15 protein-coding genes are annotated in these 17,824 nt (G+C 58.2%); 8 read left to right on the top strand and 7 right to left on the bottom strand.

Annotated features, from left to right (window positions below):
* Positions 1-19: 19 nt before the first annotated feature.
* Positions 20-739, bottom strand: a complete 720-nt coding sequence (locus tag H598_RS24490; RefSeq protein ID WP_051252746.1) for a TetR/AcrR family transcriptional regulator — start codon at positions 737-739, stop codon at positions 20-22.
* 151 nt (positions 740-890) lie between these two features.
* Here H598_RS24490 and H598_RS0114505 point away from each other — a divergent pair, with 151 nt between their 5' ends.
* From H598_RS0114505 to H598_RS0114495, 3 genes are read left to right on the top strand one after another with little or no spacing between them, the layout of a single operon-like run.
* Positions 891-1,985, top strand: coding sequence for an efflux RND transporter periplasmic adaptor subunit (locus H598_RS0114505; RefSeq protein WP_028113645.1), 1,095 nt, complete (start codon positions 891-893; stop codon positions 1,983-1,985).
* A gap of 1 nt (position 1,986) precedes the next feature.
* Positions 1,987-3,048, top strand: coding sequence for an efflux RND transporter periplasmic adaptor subunit (locus tag H598_RS0114500; protein WP_028113644.1), 1,062 nt, complete (start codon positions 1,987-1,989; stop codon positions 3,046-3,048).
* Between the two features lie 8 nt (positions 3,049-3,056).
* Positions 3,057-6,092, top strand: coding sequence for an efflux RND transporter permease subunit (locus H598_RS0114495; protein WP_028113643.1), 3,036 nt, complete (start codon positions 3,057-3,059; stop codon positions 6,090-6,092).
* Positions 6,093-6,403: 311 nt separating this feature from the next.
* On the opposite strand, the gene H598_RS0114490 is transcribed toward H598_RS0114495, so the two are convergent.
* Genes H598_RS0114490 through H598_RS0114465 form a run of 6 tightly spaced genes read right to left on the bottom strand, consistent with a single transcriptional unit; the run spans position 6,404 to position 10,802 of the window.
* Complete coding sequence (locus H598_RS0114490; protein ID WP_028113642.1) at positions 6,404-7,174, bottom strand: heme ABC transporter ATP-binding protein; 771 nt, start codon at positions 7,172-7,174, stop codon at positions 6,404-6,406.
* A gap of 2 nt (positions 7,175-7,176) precedes the next feature.
* Entirely contained in the window at positions 7,177-8,193 is a 1,017-nt protein-coding gene (locus H598_RS0114485; protein WP_028113641.1) for a FecCD family ABC transporter permease, read from the bottom strand.
* Positions 8,193-9,041 carry a heme/hemin ABC transporter substrate-binding protein gene (locus H598_RS24485; RefSeq protein WP_035415949.1) on the bottom strand — a complete coding sequence of 283 codons (849 nt, stop codon included), beginning with the start codon at positions 9,039-9,041 and terminating at the stop codon, positions 8,193-8,195. Before H598_RS24485 ends, H598_RS0114485 begins: the two co-directional genes overlap by 1 nt.
* A gap of 2 nt (positions 9,042-9,043) precedes the next feature.
* Positions 9,044-9,460 carry an ExbD/TolR family protein gene (locus H598_RS0114475; protein ID WP_028113640.1) on the bottom strand — a complete coding sequence of 139 codons (417 nt, stop codon included), beginning with the start codon at positions 9,458-9,460 and terminating at the stop codon, positions 9,044-9,046.
* A complete protein-coding gene (locus tag H598_RS0114470) occupies positions 9,457-10,098 on the bottom strand; it encodes a MotA/TolQ/ExbB proton channel family protein (protein ID WP_028113639.1) in 642 nt (213 codons plus the stop codon). The genes H598_RS0114475 and H598_RS0114470 overlap by 4 nt, the downstream gene beginning before the upstream one ends.
* A gap of 26 nt (positions 10,099-10,124) precedes the next feature.
* Positions 10,125-10,802: an energy transducer TonB gene (locus H598_RS0114465; protein WP_051252745.1), complete on the bottom strand. Its 678-nt coding sequence runs from the start codon at positions 10,800-10,802 to the stop codon at positions 10,125-10,127.
* A gap of 220 nt (positions 10,803-11,022) precedes the next feature.
* Here H598_RS0114465 and hutW point away from each other — a divergent pair, with 220 nt between their 5' ends.
* From hutW to H598_RS0114440, 5 genes are all read left to right on the top strand, one after another.
* The gene (gene hutW, locus H598_RS0114460; RefSeq protein WP_028113637.1) at positions 11,023-12,369 is read left to right on the top strand and encodes a heme anaerobic degradation radical SAM methyltransferase ChuW/HutW; all 1,347 of its coding nucleotides are present in this window, start codon (positions 11,023-11,025) and stop codon (positions 12,367-12,369) included.
* Positions 12,366-12,875 carry a heme utilization cystosolic carrier protein HutX gene (gene hutX / locus H598_RS0114455; protein ID WP_028113636.1) on the top strand — a complete coding sequence of 170 codons (510 nt, stop codon included), beginning with the start codon at positions 12,366-12,368 and terminating at the stop codon, positions 12,873-12,875. The genes hutW and hutX overlap by 4 nt, the downstream gene beginning before the upstream one ends.
* A gap of 73 nt (positions 12,876-12,948) precedes the next feature.
* Positions 12,949-13,485 carry a heme utilization protein HutZ gene (hutZ, locus tag H598_RS0114450; RefSeq protein WP_028113635.1) on the top strand — a complete coding sequence of 179 codons (537 nt, stop codon included), beginning with the start codon at positions 12,949-12,951 and terminating at the stop codon, positions 13,483-13,485.
* A gap of 122 nt (positions 13,486-13,607) precedes the next feature.
* Entirely contained in the window at positions 13,608-15,356 is a 1,749-nt protein-coding gene (locus H598_RS0114445) for an ABC transporter transmembrane domain-containing protein (RefSeq protein WP_028113634.1), read from the top strand.
* A 378-nt stretch (positions 15,357-15,734) separates the two neighbouring features.
* Complete coding sequence (locus tag H598_RS0114440) at positions 15,735-17,777, top strand: hypothetical protein (protein ID WP_028113633.1); 2,043 nt, start codon at positions 15,735-15,737, stop codon at positions 17,775-17,777.
* Positions 17,778-17,824: the final 47 nt, after the last annotated feature.

Raw genomic sequence — 17,824 nt, 5'->3', positions numbered from 1 at the left:
GTCGGGGCCCAGGAGGGGATCACGGATCGCAGCGGCCGTCGGTGATGCAGCGGCTCCAGGGCAAGGCCACCTCTTCCAGACTGTCCGGCTTGGGGAGTTTGTCATTGGCGATGCCCAGAGGGGTAGCCAGCAGTTGGCAGGCGAGCATCCAGTGCTGGACCCTGGCCTTGTCGAGGCTGGTGTCGTATACGTCAATCAGCAGTGGTGCCAGGGTGGCCGGTGCGTCGGTGAACATGCAGATCAGCCACTTCATCTCTTTGACCTTCATCCCTTCCAGGTAACCTTGTGCCTGCACCGCTCTGAGTTCTGAGTCAAATAACTCCTCAATGTCGGCCGGCGCTTCCTGAAAGTAGTTAAACAACATTTCGTTGTCACGGACGGCATCGACCATCAGCCGCATTGGTCGGGGGTCGCACAGTTGGGTGGCCAGAAATCGAGTAATCAGCGAAAAATAGCGTTCATTGGCCGGTAGGTTGGGATCCAGCTCGGATAGGATGGTCTTAATCTGCATCAGTACGTCTTGCAGCACCAGGTCACAAATCTGCTCCCAGATCTGCTGCTTGCTGCCAAAATGATGGCGGATTAGACCATGAGATACCCCGGCACTGTCGGCTATCTCACGGACCGACACCCGATCAAACCCTTTTTCGACAAAGAGATCACCTGCAACACACAGAATCTGCTTACGGGTTTGCTGCGCCGAGTTGGCACTCTGTCTACCGGATCGTTTAGCTGTCATTGCTTCTCACTTATTAGCCTCATCTAACTTGGCGAATTAGCCATACTTTATTTACTATACATTTGTATAGTAAGTGTTGCTATCCGCTTGTGCAGTATATAGGCTATACGCGTGGATAGTAAATTAGTCTTTATGGTGTTGCGTGGTTTCAATGTTTAAAACTGCAGTTAATCCTCTCGGGAAACGGCATCGGCGCCTGGCGCTGCTGACCGTTATTGTAATGGCCTGGGCCGGTTATGCCTACTCTCAGGCTCAGAGTCAGTCGAATGATGAGCCGTCGCCATCGGCGCTGGTGCAGCCGGTAAAGGCGATGGTGATTGGCAAACAGGTGCAATCGTTGCCGTTTGCCGCCGAAATCGAGGCCAGCCGGCATGCACAGATGGGATTTCGAATTCCCGGTGAGCTGCGCGGGGTGTATGTGCGCATGGGCGAGCGGGTGTTTGAGGGCCAATTGCTGGCGGAGTTGGATCCCACCGATTATCGGTTGGCGGTTCAGTCGCGACAGGCGGAGTTTGATCTGGCCACCATTCGTGCCGAGCGGGATCAGCGCCTGTTTGCACAAAAACTGATCAGCGAGGACCAGTTCGACCGCAGCCAGACCGATCGGGTGGTGGCCAAGGCCCGCCTGGTCCAAGCTCAGAGCGATCTCGATGACACTCGAATTCGGGCGCCATTCAGTGGCTACGTGTCGATGACCTTCGCGCGCGCCAACGAAGTGATGGCCGCCAATCAGGTGGTGATGAGTGTCGAGAACAACGATCAGGTTGACGTCAGCTTTAACCTGCCGCTGCAGTACGGTCAGGATCTGCGTCAGGGTGGCGAAGTCAATGCCAGTGTGGTGTTCAGTGGCCACCCGGGGCGGTACGCCAATGCCCGCATCAAGGAGTTTGCCTCTCAGCCGGATCCCGATACCAATAGCTACCGCATCACCTTGATTATGCCGCGCCCCAAAGTGGTTAATGCCCTCACCGGGATGACCGCGTGGGTGGAGCTGAATCGTTTCAATAACACCATGACACCGGTCACTCTGCCCCAAGGGGCGTTCATCAGCCAACTTGGTCAGCAGGCCAAGGTTTGGCGCATCGATCCGCAGCACAGCACCTTGGAGGCGATCCAGGTAGAGCTCAACCACGACGGTACTCTCAAGTCCGGGCTGCAATCCGGTGACCGCATTGTCACCGCCGGCGCCAACCGGTTGCATTCGGGGCAGACGGTACGGGTGTGGGAAAGAGAGCGGGGGATTTAACATGACAACAGCATTCAAGTGGGCCCTGGTGGCGTCGTCTATCGTGGCACTGACCGCCTGTGGATCGGATCAGCAGCACCAGTCTCAGGCGCCGCAACTGGTTCAGACCATTACCCTGGATACCCCTCAACACCTGTTGGAACGTCGTTTCAATGGCCAGGTCGCAGTGGCGGAACTGACCAGAATGGCGTTTCGAATCGAAGGCAAAATGGTCAGTCTGGCGGTATTGCCCGGCCAGGAGGTGCAGCAGGGGCAGATTCTGGCTCGGCTGGATGACACCATTCAGCGCCAACAACTGCAGGATGCCACTGCTCAGCAGCAGTTGCTGCAAAAGCAGTGGGAGCGAGCCTCTAAACTGTTGGACAAGGGGCTGATGGCTCAGTCTGACTTTGATGAGATCGACGCCAACTTGCGTCTGGCCAGGGTCAGCCTGGATTCGGCGAAGGCACAACTGAGCTACACCGAGTTGCGGGCGCCGTTTAATGGCATTGTTGACACCCTGGAACAGCAGGCCCACGAAACCACCGCTCCGGGAGAAACCGTGCTGACCCTGTATCGCCGTGATCGTATCGACGTTGAGATACAGGTTCCCGATACCTTGTTAAGCCATGCGGTCAGCATCGCTCCGACCATGACCTATCAGCCTCAAGTCACCTTGAAAGGCCAGACGGAGTCCATTGCCATGCGCTATCTGGAGCACTCGTTACGGTTGGATCCGCAGACCGGAGCCTATGTGGCCAAATTGGCCCTGGATCACCCGCAGTGGCAGATGTTGCCTGGTGAAGCCGCTGAAGTGAGCATCGACCTGAAGGCGGCCGGACTGCCGGTGACCAGTGGCTATCGTTTGCCACTGACGGCGTTGCAGGCCACGGATTCAGCCAATCGATTTCAGATTTGGCGGGTCCGGGGAGAGGCCGCCGAGCCGACGACCGTTGAAGTGGCCCAGATGTCTCAGGAGGGCGCGCTGGTGATGGGCGCCCTGTCCGGAGGCGACCGCATTATTACCTCCGGCTTGGCGAAACTGCGCCCCAGTAAAGCTGTTACCGTCGTCAACAAGGACTGATCCGATACATGAATATCGCCCAATACACCATTAAAAACCGAGTCATCAGCTGGCTATTCTTGTTGATACTGGCCATTGGCGGCGCCAACTCTTTTCTGAACCTGGGTCGTCTGGAAGACCCTGCATTTACCATTAAAGATGCCATGGTGGTCACCACCTATCCGGGCGCCAGCGCCGAAGAGGTGGAGGAGGAACTGACCTACCCCATTGAAAAGGCGATTCGTCGTTTGCCTTATGTGGACAAGATTGTCTCTACGTCGGCGCCGGGCCTGTCACAGATCACCGTGTCCATGAAGATGGAATACGATGAGAGCGAACTGCCGCAAATTTGGGATGAGGTGCGTCGTAAGGTCAATGATCTGGCGCCGTCGTTGCCTTCGGGGGCCCGCACCCCGGCGGTGATCGATGATTTTGGTGACGTGTACGGTGTGCTGTATATGGTGACCGGTCCCAGCTATGAATTCGATGACCTGAAGCAGTACGTCGATACCCTGCGCCGGGAGTTGGAGCTGGTGGAGGGCGTCGGCAAGGTCAGCATCGATGGCGAGCAGCAGGAGCAGGTGTTCATCGAGATGTCCCTGACCCGGCTGGCGGCGCTGAACCTGGACATGAGTCAGGTGGTGAATCTGCTGACCCAGGAAAACGCCGTTTTGGATGCCGGCCAGATGACCATCAATGGCGAATCGCTGTTCCTGCGGCCAAGCTCGGTGGGCAGCAGCATCGATCCCATCATTCATGGCCGTGACTCTGGTCAATTGGTGCGCCTGAGTGACGTATCGACCCTGCACCGGGGCTTCCAGGAGATCCCCACTCACCTGATGCGTTACAACGGTCAGCAGGCCCTGAGTCTGGGCATTGCCTTTTCCGACGGCGTCAATGTGGTGGAGGTGGGCCAGGCGGTGGACCAGCGAATGGCGGAACTGATGCAGGACCGGCCGGTTGGCATCGAGTTGCATCCGCTTTATCACCAATCTCAGGAGGTGGAGAATTCGGTCAACGGATTCCTGCTAAGCCTGGCGGAAGCGGTGGCCATCGTCATCGTGATTCTGCTGTTTACCATGGGGCTTCGCAGTGGCCTGATCATCGGGTCGGTGTTGCTGCTGACCATGCTCGGTACCTTTATCCTGATGGAAAACGCCGACATTGAGTTGCAGCGAATCTCTCTGGGCGCCTTGATCATCGCCCTGGGGATGCTGGTGGATAACGCCATCGTGGTGGTGGAAGGGATACTGGTTGGCATGCAGCGGGGCAAGAGCAAGCTCGAGGCGTGTAAGGACATCGTGTCCCAGACTCAGTGGCCACTGCTGGGTGCCACTATTATTGCCATTGTGGCCTTTGCCCCCATCGGGCTGTCACCGGATGCCACCGGTGAATTCATGAATTCTCTGTTTTACGTCCTGCTGTTCTCCCTGTTTCTGAGCTGGGTAACCGCCTTGACTTTGACACCGTTCCTGGCGGACATCTTGTTATCTGCGCCGTCGACTCAGGAGGACAGTAAGGACCCCTATCAAGGTCGGGTATTCCTGATCTTTGGCGGCCTGTTACGCTGGTCGCTGAAATTCCGCAAGACCACCATGGTGGCGATGGTGCTGCTGCTGGCAGGTTCCGTGGCGGGTTTTGGCTTGGTCAAACAAGCGTTCTTCCCGCCTTCCAACACGCCGATGTTCTACCTGGACATGTGGTTGCCCGAAGGAACCGACATTCGTGAAACCGAAGCGATGGTCAAGCAGGTTGAACAGTACATTTTGTTGCGACCGGAAGCGGAGTTTGTGGCGTCCACCATCGGCCAGGGCTTGCCTCGATTCACCCTGACCTATGCGCCGGAGCAGTCTTATGCCTCCTATGCGCAGTTGGCGATTCGCAGCGACAATCAGGACAACATGATGGCACTGGCTCGGGTACTGGATGAGCAACTGCCCAAGGAGTTTGTCGAGCCGCAATTTCAGATGAAACTGATGGAGTTCGGGCCGTCACCGAAGTCGAAGATTGAGGCCCGTCTCTCCGGTGCCGATCCCGACGTGCTGCGACAGCTGGCGGCCCAGGTTGAGGACATTCTCAATCAGGATGGCGGCGCCCGCGGGGTTCGCCATAACTGGCGCGAACGCACCAAGGAGCTGGTGCCCGTGCTGGACGACTCTCAGGCCCGTCGTTTAGGGATCAGCAATGAAGCCGTGGCCCAGACACTGAAGATGGCCTTTGGTGGCAGCACCGTGGGCATGTTCCGGGACGGTACCCGTATGCTGCCCATCGTCAGCCGGCTGGAGCAGCAGTACCGCGATGATTATGCCACCCTGGATAATTTGAAGGTCTGGAGCCCGACCCTGCAGCATTATGTGCCGATTCAACAGGTGGTGCGCAGCATCGATCTGGTGTGGACCGACTCGCTGATTCAGCGCAAAGACCGCAAGCGCACCATCACGGTGATGGCCGATCACAATGTGCTGGGCGACGAGACCGCCGATGTGCTGTTTAAACGGATTCGTCCTCAGGTGGAAGCTCTGGTGCTGCCGGCCGGGTATGAGCTGGAGTGGGGCGGTGAATACGAGTCGACCCTGGATGCGCAGTCGTCGCTGTTCGGCTCTCTGCCGATGGGCTACCTGTTTATGTTCATCATTACCGTGGTGTTGTTTAACTCCTTCCGCAAACCGGCAGTGATCTGGTTGACGGTACCCTTGTCACTGATCGGGGTCACCATCGGTCTGCTGGTCACCAATCAGCCTTTCACCTTTACGGCGTTGCTGGGGCTGCTCAGCCTCAGCGGCATGGTGTTGAAAAACGGCATCGTGTTGCTGGACCAGATCAATCTGGAGCTTGAAAGTGGCAAGGAGCCCTATCAGGCCATCGTCGACAGTGCCATCAGCCGGGTACGACCGGTGAGCAATGCCGCCTTGACCACCATTTTGGGAATGATCCCGTTGGTGTTTGATGCCTTCTTTGCCTCGCTGGCGGTGACCATCATGTTTGGCCTGGGCTTTGCGACGGTACTGACTCTGGTGGTGGTGCCGGTGTTGTACGCCATGTTGTTTAAAATTAAGACCCCTTAACCGTTTCTGCCTTCCCTTAGGTGCTTTGCCGGTTCGCTGCCAGAACCGGCTTTTTTTCGAATAGGCAGGGCCGCAACGGCTGGAGTTCATCAGTACCCCTGGGTACGCTTGCCGACCTCGTAATCCGGGGTCGGCTTTTTTATGCCACCATTCTGGCGGCGCGGAGTGGGCCTGGGTCTTTGTTGATATTCGAGGTTGCTGGATTGGCGCCGAATCGGGCCCGGTCGAAGCGATGTTGTCGCGGCAGAGCGGGATCAAAAAGGGCGACCGACGTGCGCCGTTCGCCCTGAGGGGAGAGGAACCGGGGCGCTTCAAAGCACCACAGGAGTCCCCCATTTGGGGTCGTTGACGATGGTGGGACGGTAGTGCCATACCGACTCTACCTGATCACCGGTCAGTACCTCATTGGCGCTGCCCTGGTAGCGAATGCCGCCGTTGTCCAATACCACCAAGTGGTCGGCATAGCGCCCCGCCTGGTTGAGATCATGCAGTACCGCGATGACTCCAAATCCCTGCTCTTTTGCCAGTGCCTTGGCTAACGCCAATACCCGGTGTTGCTGTGACAGATCCAGCGCCGAGGTGGGTTCGTCCAGCAGCAGCAGTGGCGGTTCACTGGCTTGGGCCAGCTGGGTCAGTACCCGAGCCAGTTGCACCCGCTGTTTTTCACCGCCGGACAGGGTCGGGTAGCGACGCTCGGCCAGATGGCAAACGTCCACCTGTTCCAGGGCGTGATTGACGATCATTCGGGACTCACTGGCACCGGCACTCAGTGGAAACAACCCCATCTCGACCACCTCTCTGACCCGGAACGGGAAGCTGAGGCTGTTGTGCTGAGGCAACACCCCCAGGTGACGGGCCAGTTCGATTCGAGGCCACTGCTCCATGGGGCGGCCCAGAAATTGAATCTGACCGGCCTGATGACCGATTTCGCCACAGACGGCTTTGAGCAGGGTGCTTTTACCGGCCCCGTTGGGGCCGAGCAGGGCGGTGAATTGCCCAGGTTGGGTTGCAAGGGTAATGCCTTGCAGCAGTGGCTTGCCGCCCACGGCCACGTCCAGCCCCTGAATGTGCAGAAAATCCATGTTTACCCCAACCGGTTGCGTTGATTAAGCAGCAGCGCCAGGAAAAACGGCGCGCCGAGAATGGCGGTGACCAGGCCCACAGGCATCTCTGCCGGTGCCATCCAGGTGCGGGCGCCAAGATCCGCCAGCAACAAAATGGCGGCGCCCAGACCGGCGGACAGTGGCAGCAGGGTGCGATGATCCGGTCCGATGATCATGCGAATCAGGTGGGGAACCACCAATCCAATAAAGCCAATCATGCCGGCGGCGGCCACACTGACGCCTACGCCTAACGCGGTGAGCATGATCAGTTTGATTTTCAGTTTCTCCACCTCCACACCCAGGTGACGGGCTTCCGCCTCACCCAATAGCAGGGCATTGAGGGATTGTGCGTGCTTTTGAAATTGCCAGGCCAGGATGACAAAGGCCACCAGACACAGTCCAATGCTGTGCCACTGGGCCGAAGCCAGAGACCCCATCTGCCACAGGGTCAGATCCCGTAGGGCCGTTTCGTCGGCGACGAAGGTCAGAAAGCCGATGCCGGAACCGGTCAGGGCGCCAATGGCCACCCCGGACAGCAGCAGCAGGGTCACCGAGGTGCCGTTGCGACTGTGGGCCAGACGATACACCGCCAGGGTGGTGGCCAGCCCGCCCAGGAACGCGGCCACCGGCACCAGGTAGTCGCCGGCAAACGGAAACATGACGATGGAGATGGCGGCGCCCAGTGCCGCCCCCGAGGCCACGCCGATGATGCCGGGATCCGCCAGCGGGTTTCGAAACAGTCCCTGCATCACCGCGCCACATTGCGCCAATAAAGCGCCAATGACGATGGCCAGCAGGGTGCGTGGCAGGCGCACGTTACTGATGACCAGTTGTTCATGAGGTTTGAGTGAGGTGACCTCGGTATTGGCTATGGTGGCCCACAGCGCCCTCAGGCTGTCCAGAGGGTCAATGGCCAGGGGCCCGGTGGTAATTGACAACAGGCTGGCCACCATCAATGACGCGATGAGTGGCGGCCACAACAGTCGGGCTTGGTCCATCAGTGGATCTCCACCATTTGCTGAGCCAGGTGCTCTGCGGCATCAAGGGCGCTGGGACCCAGGCCACCGAGCAGGGCCTTGGCGGGCAGGTTGACGATGTGACCATTTTTGCCTGCTGGAGTGTGCGCCAGCAGTGGCAGCGACTCGATCAGCTCCTTAGCGGCATCGTCATCGTCCATGCTGGGTTTGGTGACCAGAATCATCTCCGGCTCCAGGGCCAACAGGGTTTCCTCGTTGGCAGATTTGTAGCCGTCAAAGCCAGCCACGTTGGTGCCCCCGGCCAGGTTGATCAGCATGTCGGCTGGGGTGTGGTTGCCACCCAGTCGAGCACCTCGATCGCCCCGGAGCAACACAAACACCACTCGGGGGGAGCGACCCAATTGGTTTTTTGCTGCGTCAATGCGGGTAACCTGTTGCTTGATTTTGGCCTTCAGCGTGGGCGCCGTGGCTTGGGAGTTCAGCAGCCCGGCCAAAGTGTCGATGTTGGTCAGCAGTTGCTCCGGGGTTTCAGCCGCCGGTAGGCTGGCGACTTCCACATCCGCTTGGCGGATGATATTCAGGGTGGCATCCGGTCCCATCTCGTCGCTGCCCACCAGCAGATCCGGGTTCATGGACAAAATGCCTTCCGCAGACAGGGTTCGGTGATAGCCGAGCATGGGAATCTCCATCCCTTCCGGGACCTTGCTGGTGACGTCAACGGCCACCAATTTGTCGGCGCCCTGCAGTGCCACCACCAGCTCGGTGACTGCGGCGCCGGCACTGACGACACGTTCGGCGGCCAGGGCAGACAGGCTCAGGCTGGCGCCGAATATCAGGGAAACCGCAGTAAGGGGAAAGTGACGATTCATGGTTATTCCTCCATCAGAATCTGGGTCTGGTCAATCTGCCGGGCCTGCATTAACGCCAGCAGTTGCATCAAGGGTTGGATGGGTGCGTGTTTGTCAGCGGCCACGACCACGGTGTAGTCCGGGTGTTGGCTGTGGGCGGCCAGAAACGCAGATTTAAACTCCTCCCAGCCTCGGTAAGGGGTTTGGTTGAGTGCGTAATGAGGGGCGGCGGCCAGAACATTGACTGCCAGGGTTTTGTCTTCGCTGACCGGGCCCAGGGCCGACTCCGCCTGTTCGGGGACGTCCACTGGCAATGCCAGCAGGCGGGTATTGGCGGTTAACAGCAAAAACACCAGCACGATAAAAATGATGTCGATCAGCGGGGTTAAGTCGACGCTTGCGCCAGCGCTGTCGGCGGCAGACTCAGGAACCCGAATCATGCCGCAATCTCCTGTTGCGAACGCGGTGCGATGCCGGACAGCCACAGGTTGATGCGGTTGAGCACGTGCTCGGTTTTCCCCAACTGGCGTTCGGCCCACAGGGTCAGCAGGTGAGCCCCGCCGACGGCTGGCAGGGCGATGATCAACCCGGCGGCGGTGGTGTACATGGCCAGCCCCAGGCCATCCGCCAGTTGAGCCGGTGTCACCGGACCGTTGCTGGCACCGATCTCCTGAAACATCTGGATCAGGCCCAGTACGGTGCCCAACAATCCCATCATCGGGCTGATGATGCCGATCACCATCAGGACTTTGAGGCCGGCCATCAGTTGCCGTTTCTGTTTCAGCAGCCACAGGCCGGCGATCTCTTCACGTAACGCCTTATCCTGACTGGCGTGGCCCAGTAGCATCTGAGTGCCTCGGGACAACAGGCTGCGGCGGCCGCTGAGTTGTTGTTCCAGTGCCGGGCAGTCCAGTGGATTCTGGCAGTCGAGTCGTTTAAGCCAGCGGTCCCGCCAGGGGGCGTTAATGGCCACATTGGCCAGTCGTTCAATCAGGATGATCAGTGTCAGGGTCAGGCAGCACAGCAGAGGCCAGGCCATGACGCCCAGGTGGTTGAGGTAGGTTTCGAACGGCGCCATGGGGGCGAACTCCTAAGGGATTATTGTTAATTCAAGGCAAAGCGTACTGGGATCTGGATTCGAGAAGCCTTTGCGGTCGAGCCATGAGACAGCGGGGCGAACTGCCAGTTTTGAACGGCTGCCAGTGCCGCCCGATCCAGGCTGTTATGACCACTGCTCTGGATGATCTCCAGCTTGACCTGCTCCCCCAGACTGTCGAGCCACACCTCCACCAGGGTGACCCCCTGCTGGCCGCGCTTGCGGGCGGATTTTGGGTAGTGTGGCGGCTTCGGTGGCGTTAAAAATGAGGGTTGATTCACCAGTTCCGGCAGATCCATCACCCCTTGCTTGGCGGCAACCTGAGGGGCTGTCGCCTCGGATTGAGGCTTGGGCTCCGGTTGTGGCTTGGGCTCTGGCTTCGGTTCCGGTTTGGGCTCTGGCTTCGGTTCCGGTTTGGGCTCCGGTTTTGGCTCGGGCTTGGGCTTGGGCTCAGGTTTGGGCTTGGGCTCCGGTTTGGGCTTGGGCTCAGGTTTGGTTTTCGGCTCAGGTTTTGACTCCGGTTGGGCGTCGGCGGTATTTACCGCTTTTGCCAATGACAGGCTGATCTGCGTGGTGACCTGACCCGACTGCATCACCAAGGGGGCTTCCACAGGCATAGCAGCAATAACCGAGCCTTGAATCAGCACAGCGGTAACGGCAGACAGTAGATAACGATTGGGAGTCACAACCAGGGATCCTTATACAAACGATGCACAGATAATAGAATGGATGACATTGCTAGTGCAAATAAAAATGATTCGCATTTGATCTAAATCTCAATCTCCGGTAGAGTCCGTGGTCATTGAGTTACCAAAACCAAGAAATAGCATTGGTGTCAGTCACTTACTCTCACGAGCGGTAGGAGTTTGGCCCTGGTGGTAATTGGTTGAATTCGTTGGAGTTGAGATGCCTTTCACCCCTACCATGGATGACTTGATGACCGGCAAGGATACGCCGGAGCCGTTGAAATTCGCGTTTGAGCAAAAACGCGGTGCCCATGCCGGTGGGCCGGGTATGCCACCCTTGGCGCCAGAGCAGGCCCAGCAGCGTTTGTCGTCATTGTTGAGTGCCGGTGCCACCCCGGATAAGCGCCGGGCCCTGTATGTGCACGTTCCGTTTTGCCGGGTCCGTTGTACCTTCTGCAGTTTTTTTCAGTACGCCTCCAGTCGCAAACTGGTGGATCAGTATTTCGGTTTTTTGCTGCAGGAGATTGAACGTAAAGGCCGGACTCAGTATGCCCAGAGTGCGCCTTTTCATGCGGTCTATATCGGCGGTGGCACACCGACCGATCTGTCGGCATCGCAATTGAAACAGCTTGGGCAGGCACTGCGGGCGAACTTTCCTCTGACCAGTGACTGTGAGCTGACGTTGGAGGGGCGCATCAACAAGTTTGATGATGCCAAGTTTAACGGGGCGTTGGAGGGGGGCTTTAACCGCTTCTCCTTTGGGGTGCAGAGTTTCAATACTCAGGTGCGTAAGGCGGCCAAGCGCCTGGACGACCGAGAATCCGTGATGGCTCGCCTGACCGAGTTGAGCCAGTCCGGGCTGGCCCCTATCGTCATCGATCTGTTGTTTGGATTGCCGCATCAAAGCGACCGCATCTGGCGACAGGATCTGGACGACATGCTGGCCACTAACGTCAGCGGTGTCGACCTGTATCAGTTGATAGACCTGAAAGGGACGCCGATGCTGGAGCAGTGCGAAAAAGGCACGGCGCCGCCACCCGCAGACACGGCCACCAAGTCGCAGATGTACCGATACGGCAATGAGTTCATGGAAAGGCATCATTTTCAGCGGCTCAGTTGCTGCCACTGGTCTCAGGACAACCGCGAGCGCAGTTTGTACAACTCCATGGTCAAGGCCGGTGCTGAAATTCTGCCTCTGGGGGCAGGGGCCGGCGGCAACCTGGGGGGCTTTGCCCTGATGCAGCCCAGGGATCTGGAGCGCTACCAATCGAGTATTGAACAGCAGCAATGGCCGATCATGGTGTTGTTGCCGAAATCTGAAACTCATCTCAAGAGCCAGCTGGTTGGCGCCTGCGACAAGGGCGTTATTTCGCAGCGGTTGCTTGGACACGATCTTTATGAGCATGCCCGGCCACTGTTTGCCCAGTGGCAGCAGCGTGGGCTGGCCAGGGTGTCAGACACTGCGGTGGCCTTTACATTGGCGGGCCGTTTTTGGCAGCTCAACCTGTGCAATGGCCTGCTCAGTTACCTTGATACCAACCCCCTTTCTATGGAGAAAAGTGCATGAGTGATATAGCTCAGTCTGTTGCCGATATCATTAATGAGAATCCCAGCACCATGCCGGGTCAGATTGCCACCCAACTGGGCGTGTCTGAATTTGAGGTCGTGGCCTCCCTGCCGGATGACATGGGCACGGTGTTGCCGCGTGAGCAGCTGGATGCGCTGATGGCGGACCTGCCGGAGTGGGGACCGATGACCACCATTGTCAGCGTTGCCGGCAGCATTTTCGAATTTAAAGGCAGTTTTCCAAAAGGCAAGCCTGGCCACGGTTACTACAACCTGGTGACCAAAGGGGAGGGGCTTCACGGTCATTTGAAGCTGGACGCGGTGGCCCAGGTGGCGCTGGTGAGCAAACCCTTTATGGGCAGTGACAGTCACAGCATTCAGATGTTCGATGCCTCTGGAGCCATTATCTTCAAGATCTACTTGGGCAGAGACAAAAAACGGTTGTTGCTGGCGGATCAGGTACAACGATTTACCGCATTGAAGCAGCAGATTGTTTCTGCTGCCTGAGCACTGGGGCAGCGGCGGTTGTCGCTGCCTTATGAGTGACCAAAGGCCGTATAACTATAGGAAATGACCTGTTATGGATAATCAGAAACAACAGCGGTTGCAGGAACGTCTGCTGCCGGAGATGGAAGAGTTTAAAGCGGCCTGCCAGACCCTGATGCTGGCAACTCTGGGGGCGGATGGACAGCCCAATGTCAGCTATGCGCCTTTTGCTCAAGGCGAACAGGGCTTTTTTATCATGGTCAGTGACATCGCTCGCCATGGCATGAACCTTAAGGTGAACAAGCAACTGTCGGTAATGATGGTGCAGGACGAGGCCAGTGCTAAGTCCATTTATGGTCGTAAACGCCTGACCTTTGACGTTACTGCCGAACTGATTGAGCGCGACACCCCGGTGTTTCGCCAAGGGGCAGCGGCGTTGGCGCAACGTTTCGGTGAGATTGCCGACAATCTGGCTCAACTGGCGGATTTTAACCTCTACTGTCTTAAGCCCAGTAAGGGCCTGTTTGTGAAGGGATTTGGTCAGGCTTTTGCCATTGGTGGCAAGGATCTGAACAGCGTCAGTTGGATGACCGGCGATGGCAAAGGCCATGGGCATGCCCGCAGTGCCTGACGACACCGACAGACACAGCCCGTTACTGAACGACTAGGATATCGGCCCCAACAGGGGCCGGTTTTTGTTTATGATGGTTCAATCGCATCTGTATTGAATGCCTTTGAATAGATTGGAATTGCATGAAGAAAAGTCGCGTGACCGCGGTGTTGCCCTGGCTGGGTACGCTGTTAAAACCCTATCGCCGCCGGGTGGCGGCGGCCTGCGTTGCCCTGGCTCTGGGGTCCCTGAGTTGGCTGGCCTTGGGGCAAGGAGTCAAATTGCTGGTGGACGAAGGTTTCCTCAGCGACAACGGTGAACGTCTCAACCAGATCATGTTAGTGGTGTTGGGCATCAACCTGGTGGGCGGGGCGGCGGCGTTTTTCCGTTTTTACCTGATGTCGTGGCTGGGGGAGCGGGTCAGTGCCGACATTCGCTCCAAGGTTTACCAGCATCTGCTGACCTTGTCGCCGGACTTCTACGAATCGACCCGTACCGGAGAGGTGATCTCCCGCTTTACCAGCGATACCACCGTGATTCAGACCGTGGTGGGAATGAGCCTGTCGATGGCGCTGCGCTCGTCGGTGACTCTGGTGGGGGGGCTGCTGATGATGCTGGTGACCAGCCCGTTGATGACGCTGTACGTGACCATTGCCGTACCGGTGGTGCTGGTGCCCATCAAAGTGCTTGGGGCCAAGGTTCGCACCTTTGCCCGGGACAGTCAGGATCGGGTGGCGGACATCGGTGCCTACGTCGATGAAACCCTGCACGAGATTCATACCGTTCAGGCTTATACCCATGAGCAGGTGGATCGCACTCACTTCCAGAGCCGGGTTGAGGCGGTGATCGATGCCGCCGCCTCGCGGATTTACTACCGCGGACTGCTGATTGCATTGGTGATGAGCCTGAGCATCGGCGCCATCACCGTGGTGGCCTGGCTGGGCGCACTTCAGGTGCTCAGCGGTGGCCTTAGCGCCGGCGAACTGACCGCGTTTCTGTTTTATGCGGTGATGGTTGCCGGAGCGGTGGCCACCATCAGTGAGGTGATCGGTGAGGTTCAGCGGGCGGCGGGGGCGACCGAGCGGTTGATGGAGTTGCTCAATACCCAGCCCTCGATTGTGGCTCCGGCGTCGCCGCGGTCGCTGCCTTCGCCGGTTCGGGGGCAACTGGCTTTGCAGGGATTGGGGTTTGCCTACCCCAGTGCCCCAAACCTACCGGTGTTGTCGGATCTGGCGTTGACCATTGAGCCCGGTGAGCGGGTGGCGTTGGTGGGCCCAAGTGGTGCGGGTAAGTCGACGCTGTTTCAGCTATTGCAGCACTTCTATCTGCCCCAGCAAGGACGGATTTTGCTGGATGGCATCGACATTCAGCAGTTGGCGCCTACCGAACTGAGACAACAGTTTGCCCTGGTGCCTCAGGAGTCGGTGATTTTTGCCACCAGTGCCCTGGAGAACGTTCGTTATGGTCGTCCCGAAGCGACCCTGGCAGAGGTGCAAGCGGCCTGTCGCGCGGCCCGGGCCCATGAGTTTATTCAGGCTCTGCCTAACGGCTATGACACCGATCTCGGAGAGCGGGGCGTGCGCCTGTCCGGTGGTCAGAAGCAACGTATTGCCATTGCCCGGGCGCTACTGGCCGACCGGCCGGTGCTGTTGCTGGATGAAGCCACCAGTGCCCTGGACGCGGCCAGTGAACAGCAGGTGAAACTGGCGCTGGATGAGTTGATGAAGGGCAAAACGACCTTGATCATTGCCCACCGCCTGGCCACAGTGGTTAACGCCGACCGCATTGTGGTGATGGAGCAGGGCCGCATCGCTGCCGTGGGAACCCATCGGGAGTTGGTGGCGAAAAACGCCTTGTATAAGCAGTTGGCGGATCTGCAACTGGTGAGCTAATCGTCGAGGAAGCCGGTGGCGATGATGCCATCGGCTTGGTGTTTCACGCTGGGATGGAGACTGTCAGACAATCGCCCTGATTCACGAAAGAGATGCGCTCGTTCCGGGCCCCTTACCCCGTCTCTTTCCAGTTTGCACATCGGCAAAGTTAAATAATAAACATCGCCTTATCAATACACTGAGCGCTATTGCCGCCTAGGCAGCCACGGAAGCGTTTGCCCGGTCGTGGTTCCGTGTTGGCACCGGCACGGTCGTGCCGCAAACAGGATTAACTACACTCTATTGGGTTTTGGCCGGCGCACCGAGCACAGGGAGTATGGCTTGGTGGTTGTGGTGCCGGTCGAAGTGTTTTTCTGATTGATAAGGACGTCCATTTTTATGTCAAATCTACAAGAGATCTCTGCTGCCAAAGGCATGGCACAAACCAGCCAGGCGATGCTGACCTCGGCGACCCTGACTCTGGTCTCCAGTCAGCCTAAAACTCGCTTGGGTCAGGTGGCCATGGCGGTTGCCGCTCAATCGTCGGCGTCGGTACTCAGTGTTGCCGCCATCTCAGCCTATGTGTACTCGCTAACCGAAGCACAGTTGCCCACCGTGACTTTCCGCGGGCCGGATCCCGGCCCCGGCATTCATAATCCAGAGCTGCAACAGTCCTATGACCTGTTCAGGAGTCAGGTGGCCACGTTCCAGGGGCAGGCGGGGGCCTGGATCAATACCGATCCCAGCTCCGGGTCTGCCAGCATCTTCTCCCAACTGGTGTCGGTGCCCAATACCTTTCAGACCATCAGTGGATCGGTGGCGGCCAAGTTCACCATCTTGTCTGCTCAGGAGCCGGGCACGCCGGCGTACGAGCAAACTTTAGCTCAGCTCAAAGCGTTGATCGGAGCCGAGTTACCAGACATCAACACCCTTAAAACCCAGATGGAAACTCTGGGCAGCAACCTTCAGAATGCGGCAGTCACCATAGTGGAAGCGGCCAACACCGGTGTGTTGAAGAAGCTCAGTGACGCCTATGCCAAGGAGATTGACGGCCTGGTGCAGGAGATCAAGGATCTCAACAAGCAGATCAGCAAAGACAACAGTAAGATCATCGGCCTGGGCTTTGCGGCGGCCGCCGCCATTGCGCTGGGTCTGGTGGGAGTCGCCAACTTCTGGAACCCCTTTGGCTGGTTTGCCATGGGCGCCGGTGCCGTCGGTGCCTATTTTGCCATCTCGGAGATCCTGACCCTGAAAGGCCAGATTGCGGTGATGAAAAGCAAGATAAAAAACGACGAACTGTGGCAAAAAGAGGACTCGGCCGTGGCGGCGGGGATCAATGCCTTCAGCACTCAGGTGCAGGGGTTCTCTTCCATGAATACCGCGGCCCAGCGGGAACTGACCACCCTGGAAAATCTGTACCAGACCCTGGCCGATGACATCGGCGTGGCGCTGGCGGATCTGGATGCCGGTGAACTGGAACAGGCCCAGCAGGAGTGGAACGAGATTGTCGGCGCCGCCTCGGTGTTGCAGGGGTTGACCGCTTACATCTGGCCCAATGCCATTCAACTGACCAGCCCCACCAGCTTCAGTGCGGTGGATAACACCGCCTATTGTGTCAGCCTGTCCGGGCAGCTGTTCCAGTATCAGGATGCGGATAACCGTTGGACGTCTCTGCCGGGTTCGGTGCTGAGCTGTGTCGCCAGCCCGAAGATGATTGCCGCCATTGACGGGGCGCCCATCGACGGGGCCTCGGTCAACCCGGACCCTAAGCCGCCCACCTACCTGGTGAAAACCTACAACCCTGACATTGGTCGCTGGACCTTTATCTCAGAGTTTGCGGTGGCCGCCATTGCTGTTGAAGGGGAGACGCTGATTTGCATCAACCAGGCTCAGGAGGATCGCCAGGTGTACCAATACAGCGGCAGTGGCACCGACTGGCGTAAATTGGCAGCCCTGCCGGGGCCCGATGCCGCGACCCAGATTGCGGTGGCCGCCGGTAAGGTGTACGCCCTGGCCAACAACTCCCAGCTGCTGTATGTGTACCTTAACGACAGCTGGAGCCTGGTGTCAGAAACGCAGTACGCCAGTGTTACCAGTAACGGCAATCAGCTGGGACTCATCGATATTGACCAGAAGTCTTACGTCCTGGATGCCTCCGCTGACGGGGCACCGCGCTTCTGTGCCGATAAGGTCTCCAACGGAGCCCAGTTGAGCAACGGCAGCCAGTTCATCATCAGTGCCGACGATCAGTCTCTGTGGTTCGTCGATGCTCAGGCTCAGCCGCCGCAGGCCACCAATTTCAACCACATCGCGACTGGCGTCTTCAGCAGCAACACCGATAAGGTCTATTACACCGACAATATCGGTCAATTGTGGATGCATCAGGGCCAGACCCTTCAGGACAACAACTGGATTCAGATCGCCTCGCTGCCAGCGAGCTAATTCCCTTTCACAGTTAATCCCTATCAGGTCTGGTGGATCGCCCGGCG

This window comes from Ferrimonas kyonanensis DSM 18153, assembly GCF_000425405.1.
Taxonomy (GTDB): domain Bacteria; phylum Pseudomonadota; class Gammaproteobacteria; order Enterobacterales; family Shewanellaceae; genus Ferrimonas; species Ferrimonas kyonanensis.
The sequence above is the reverse complement of the archived record's forward strand: the minus strand, read 5'-3'. Positions and strand labels throughout refer to the sequence as shown.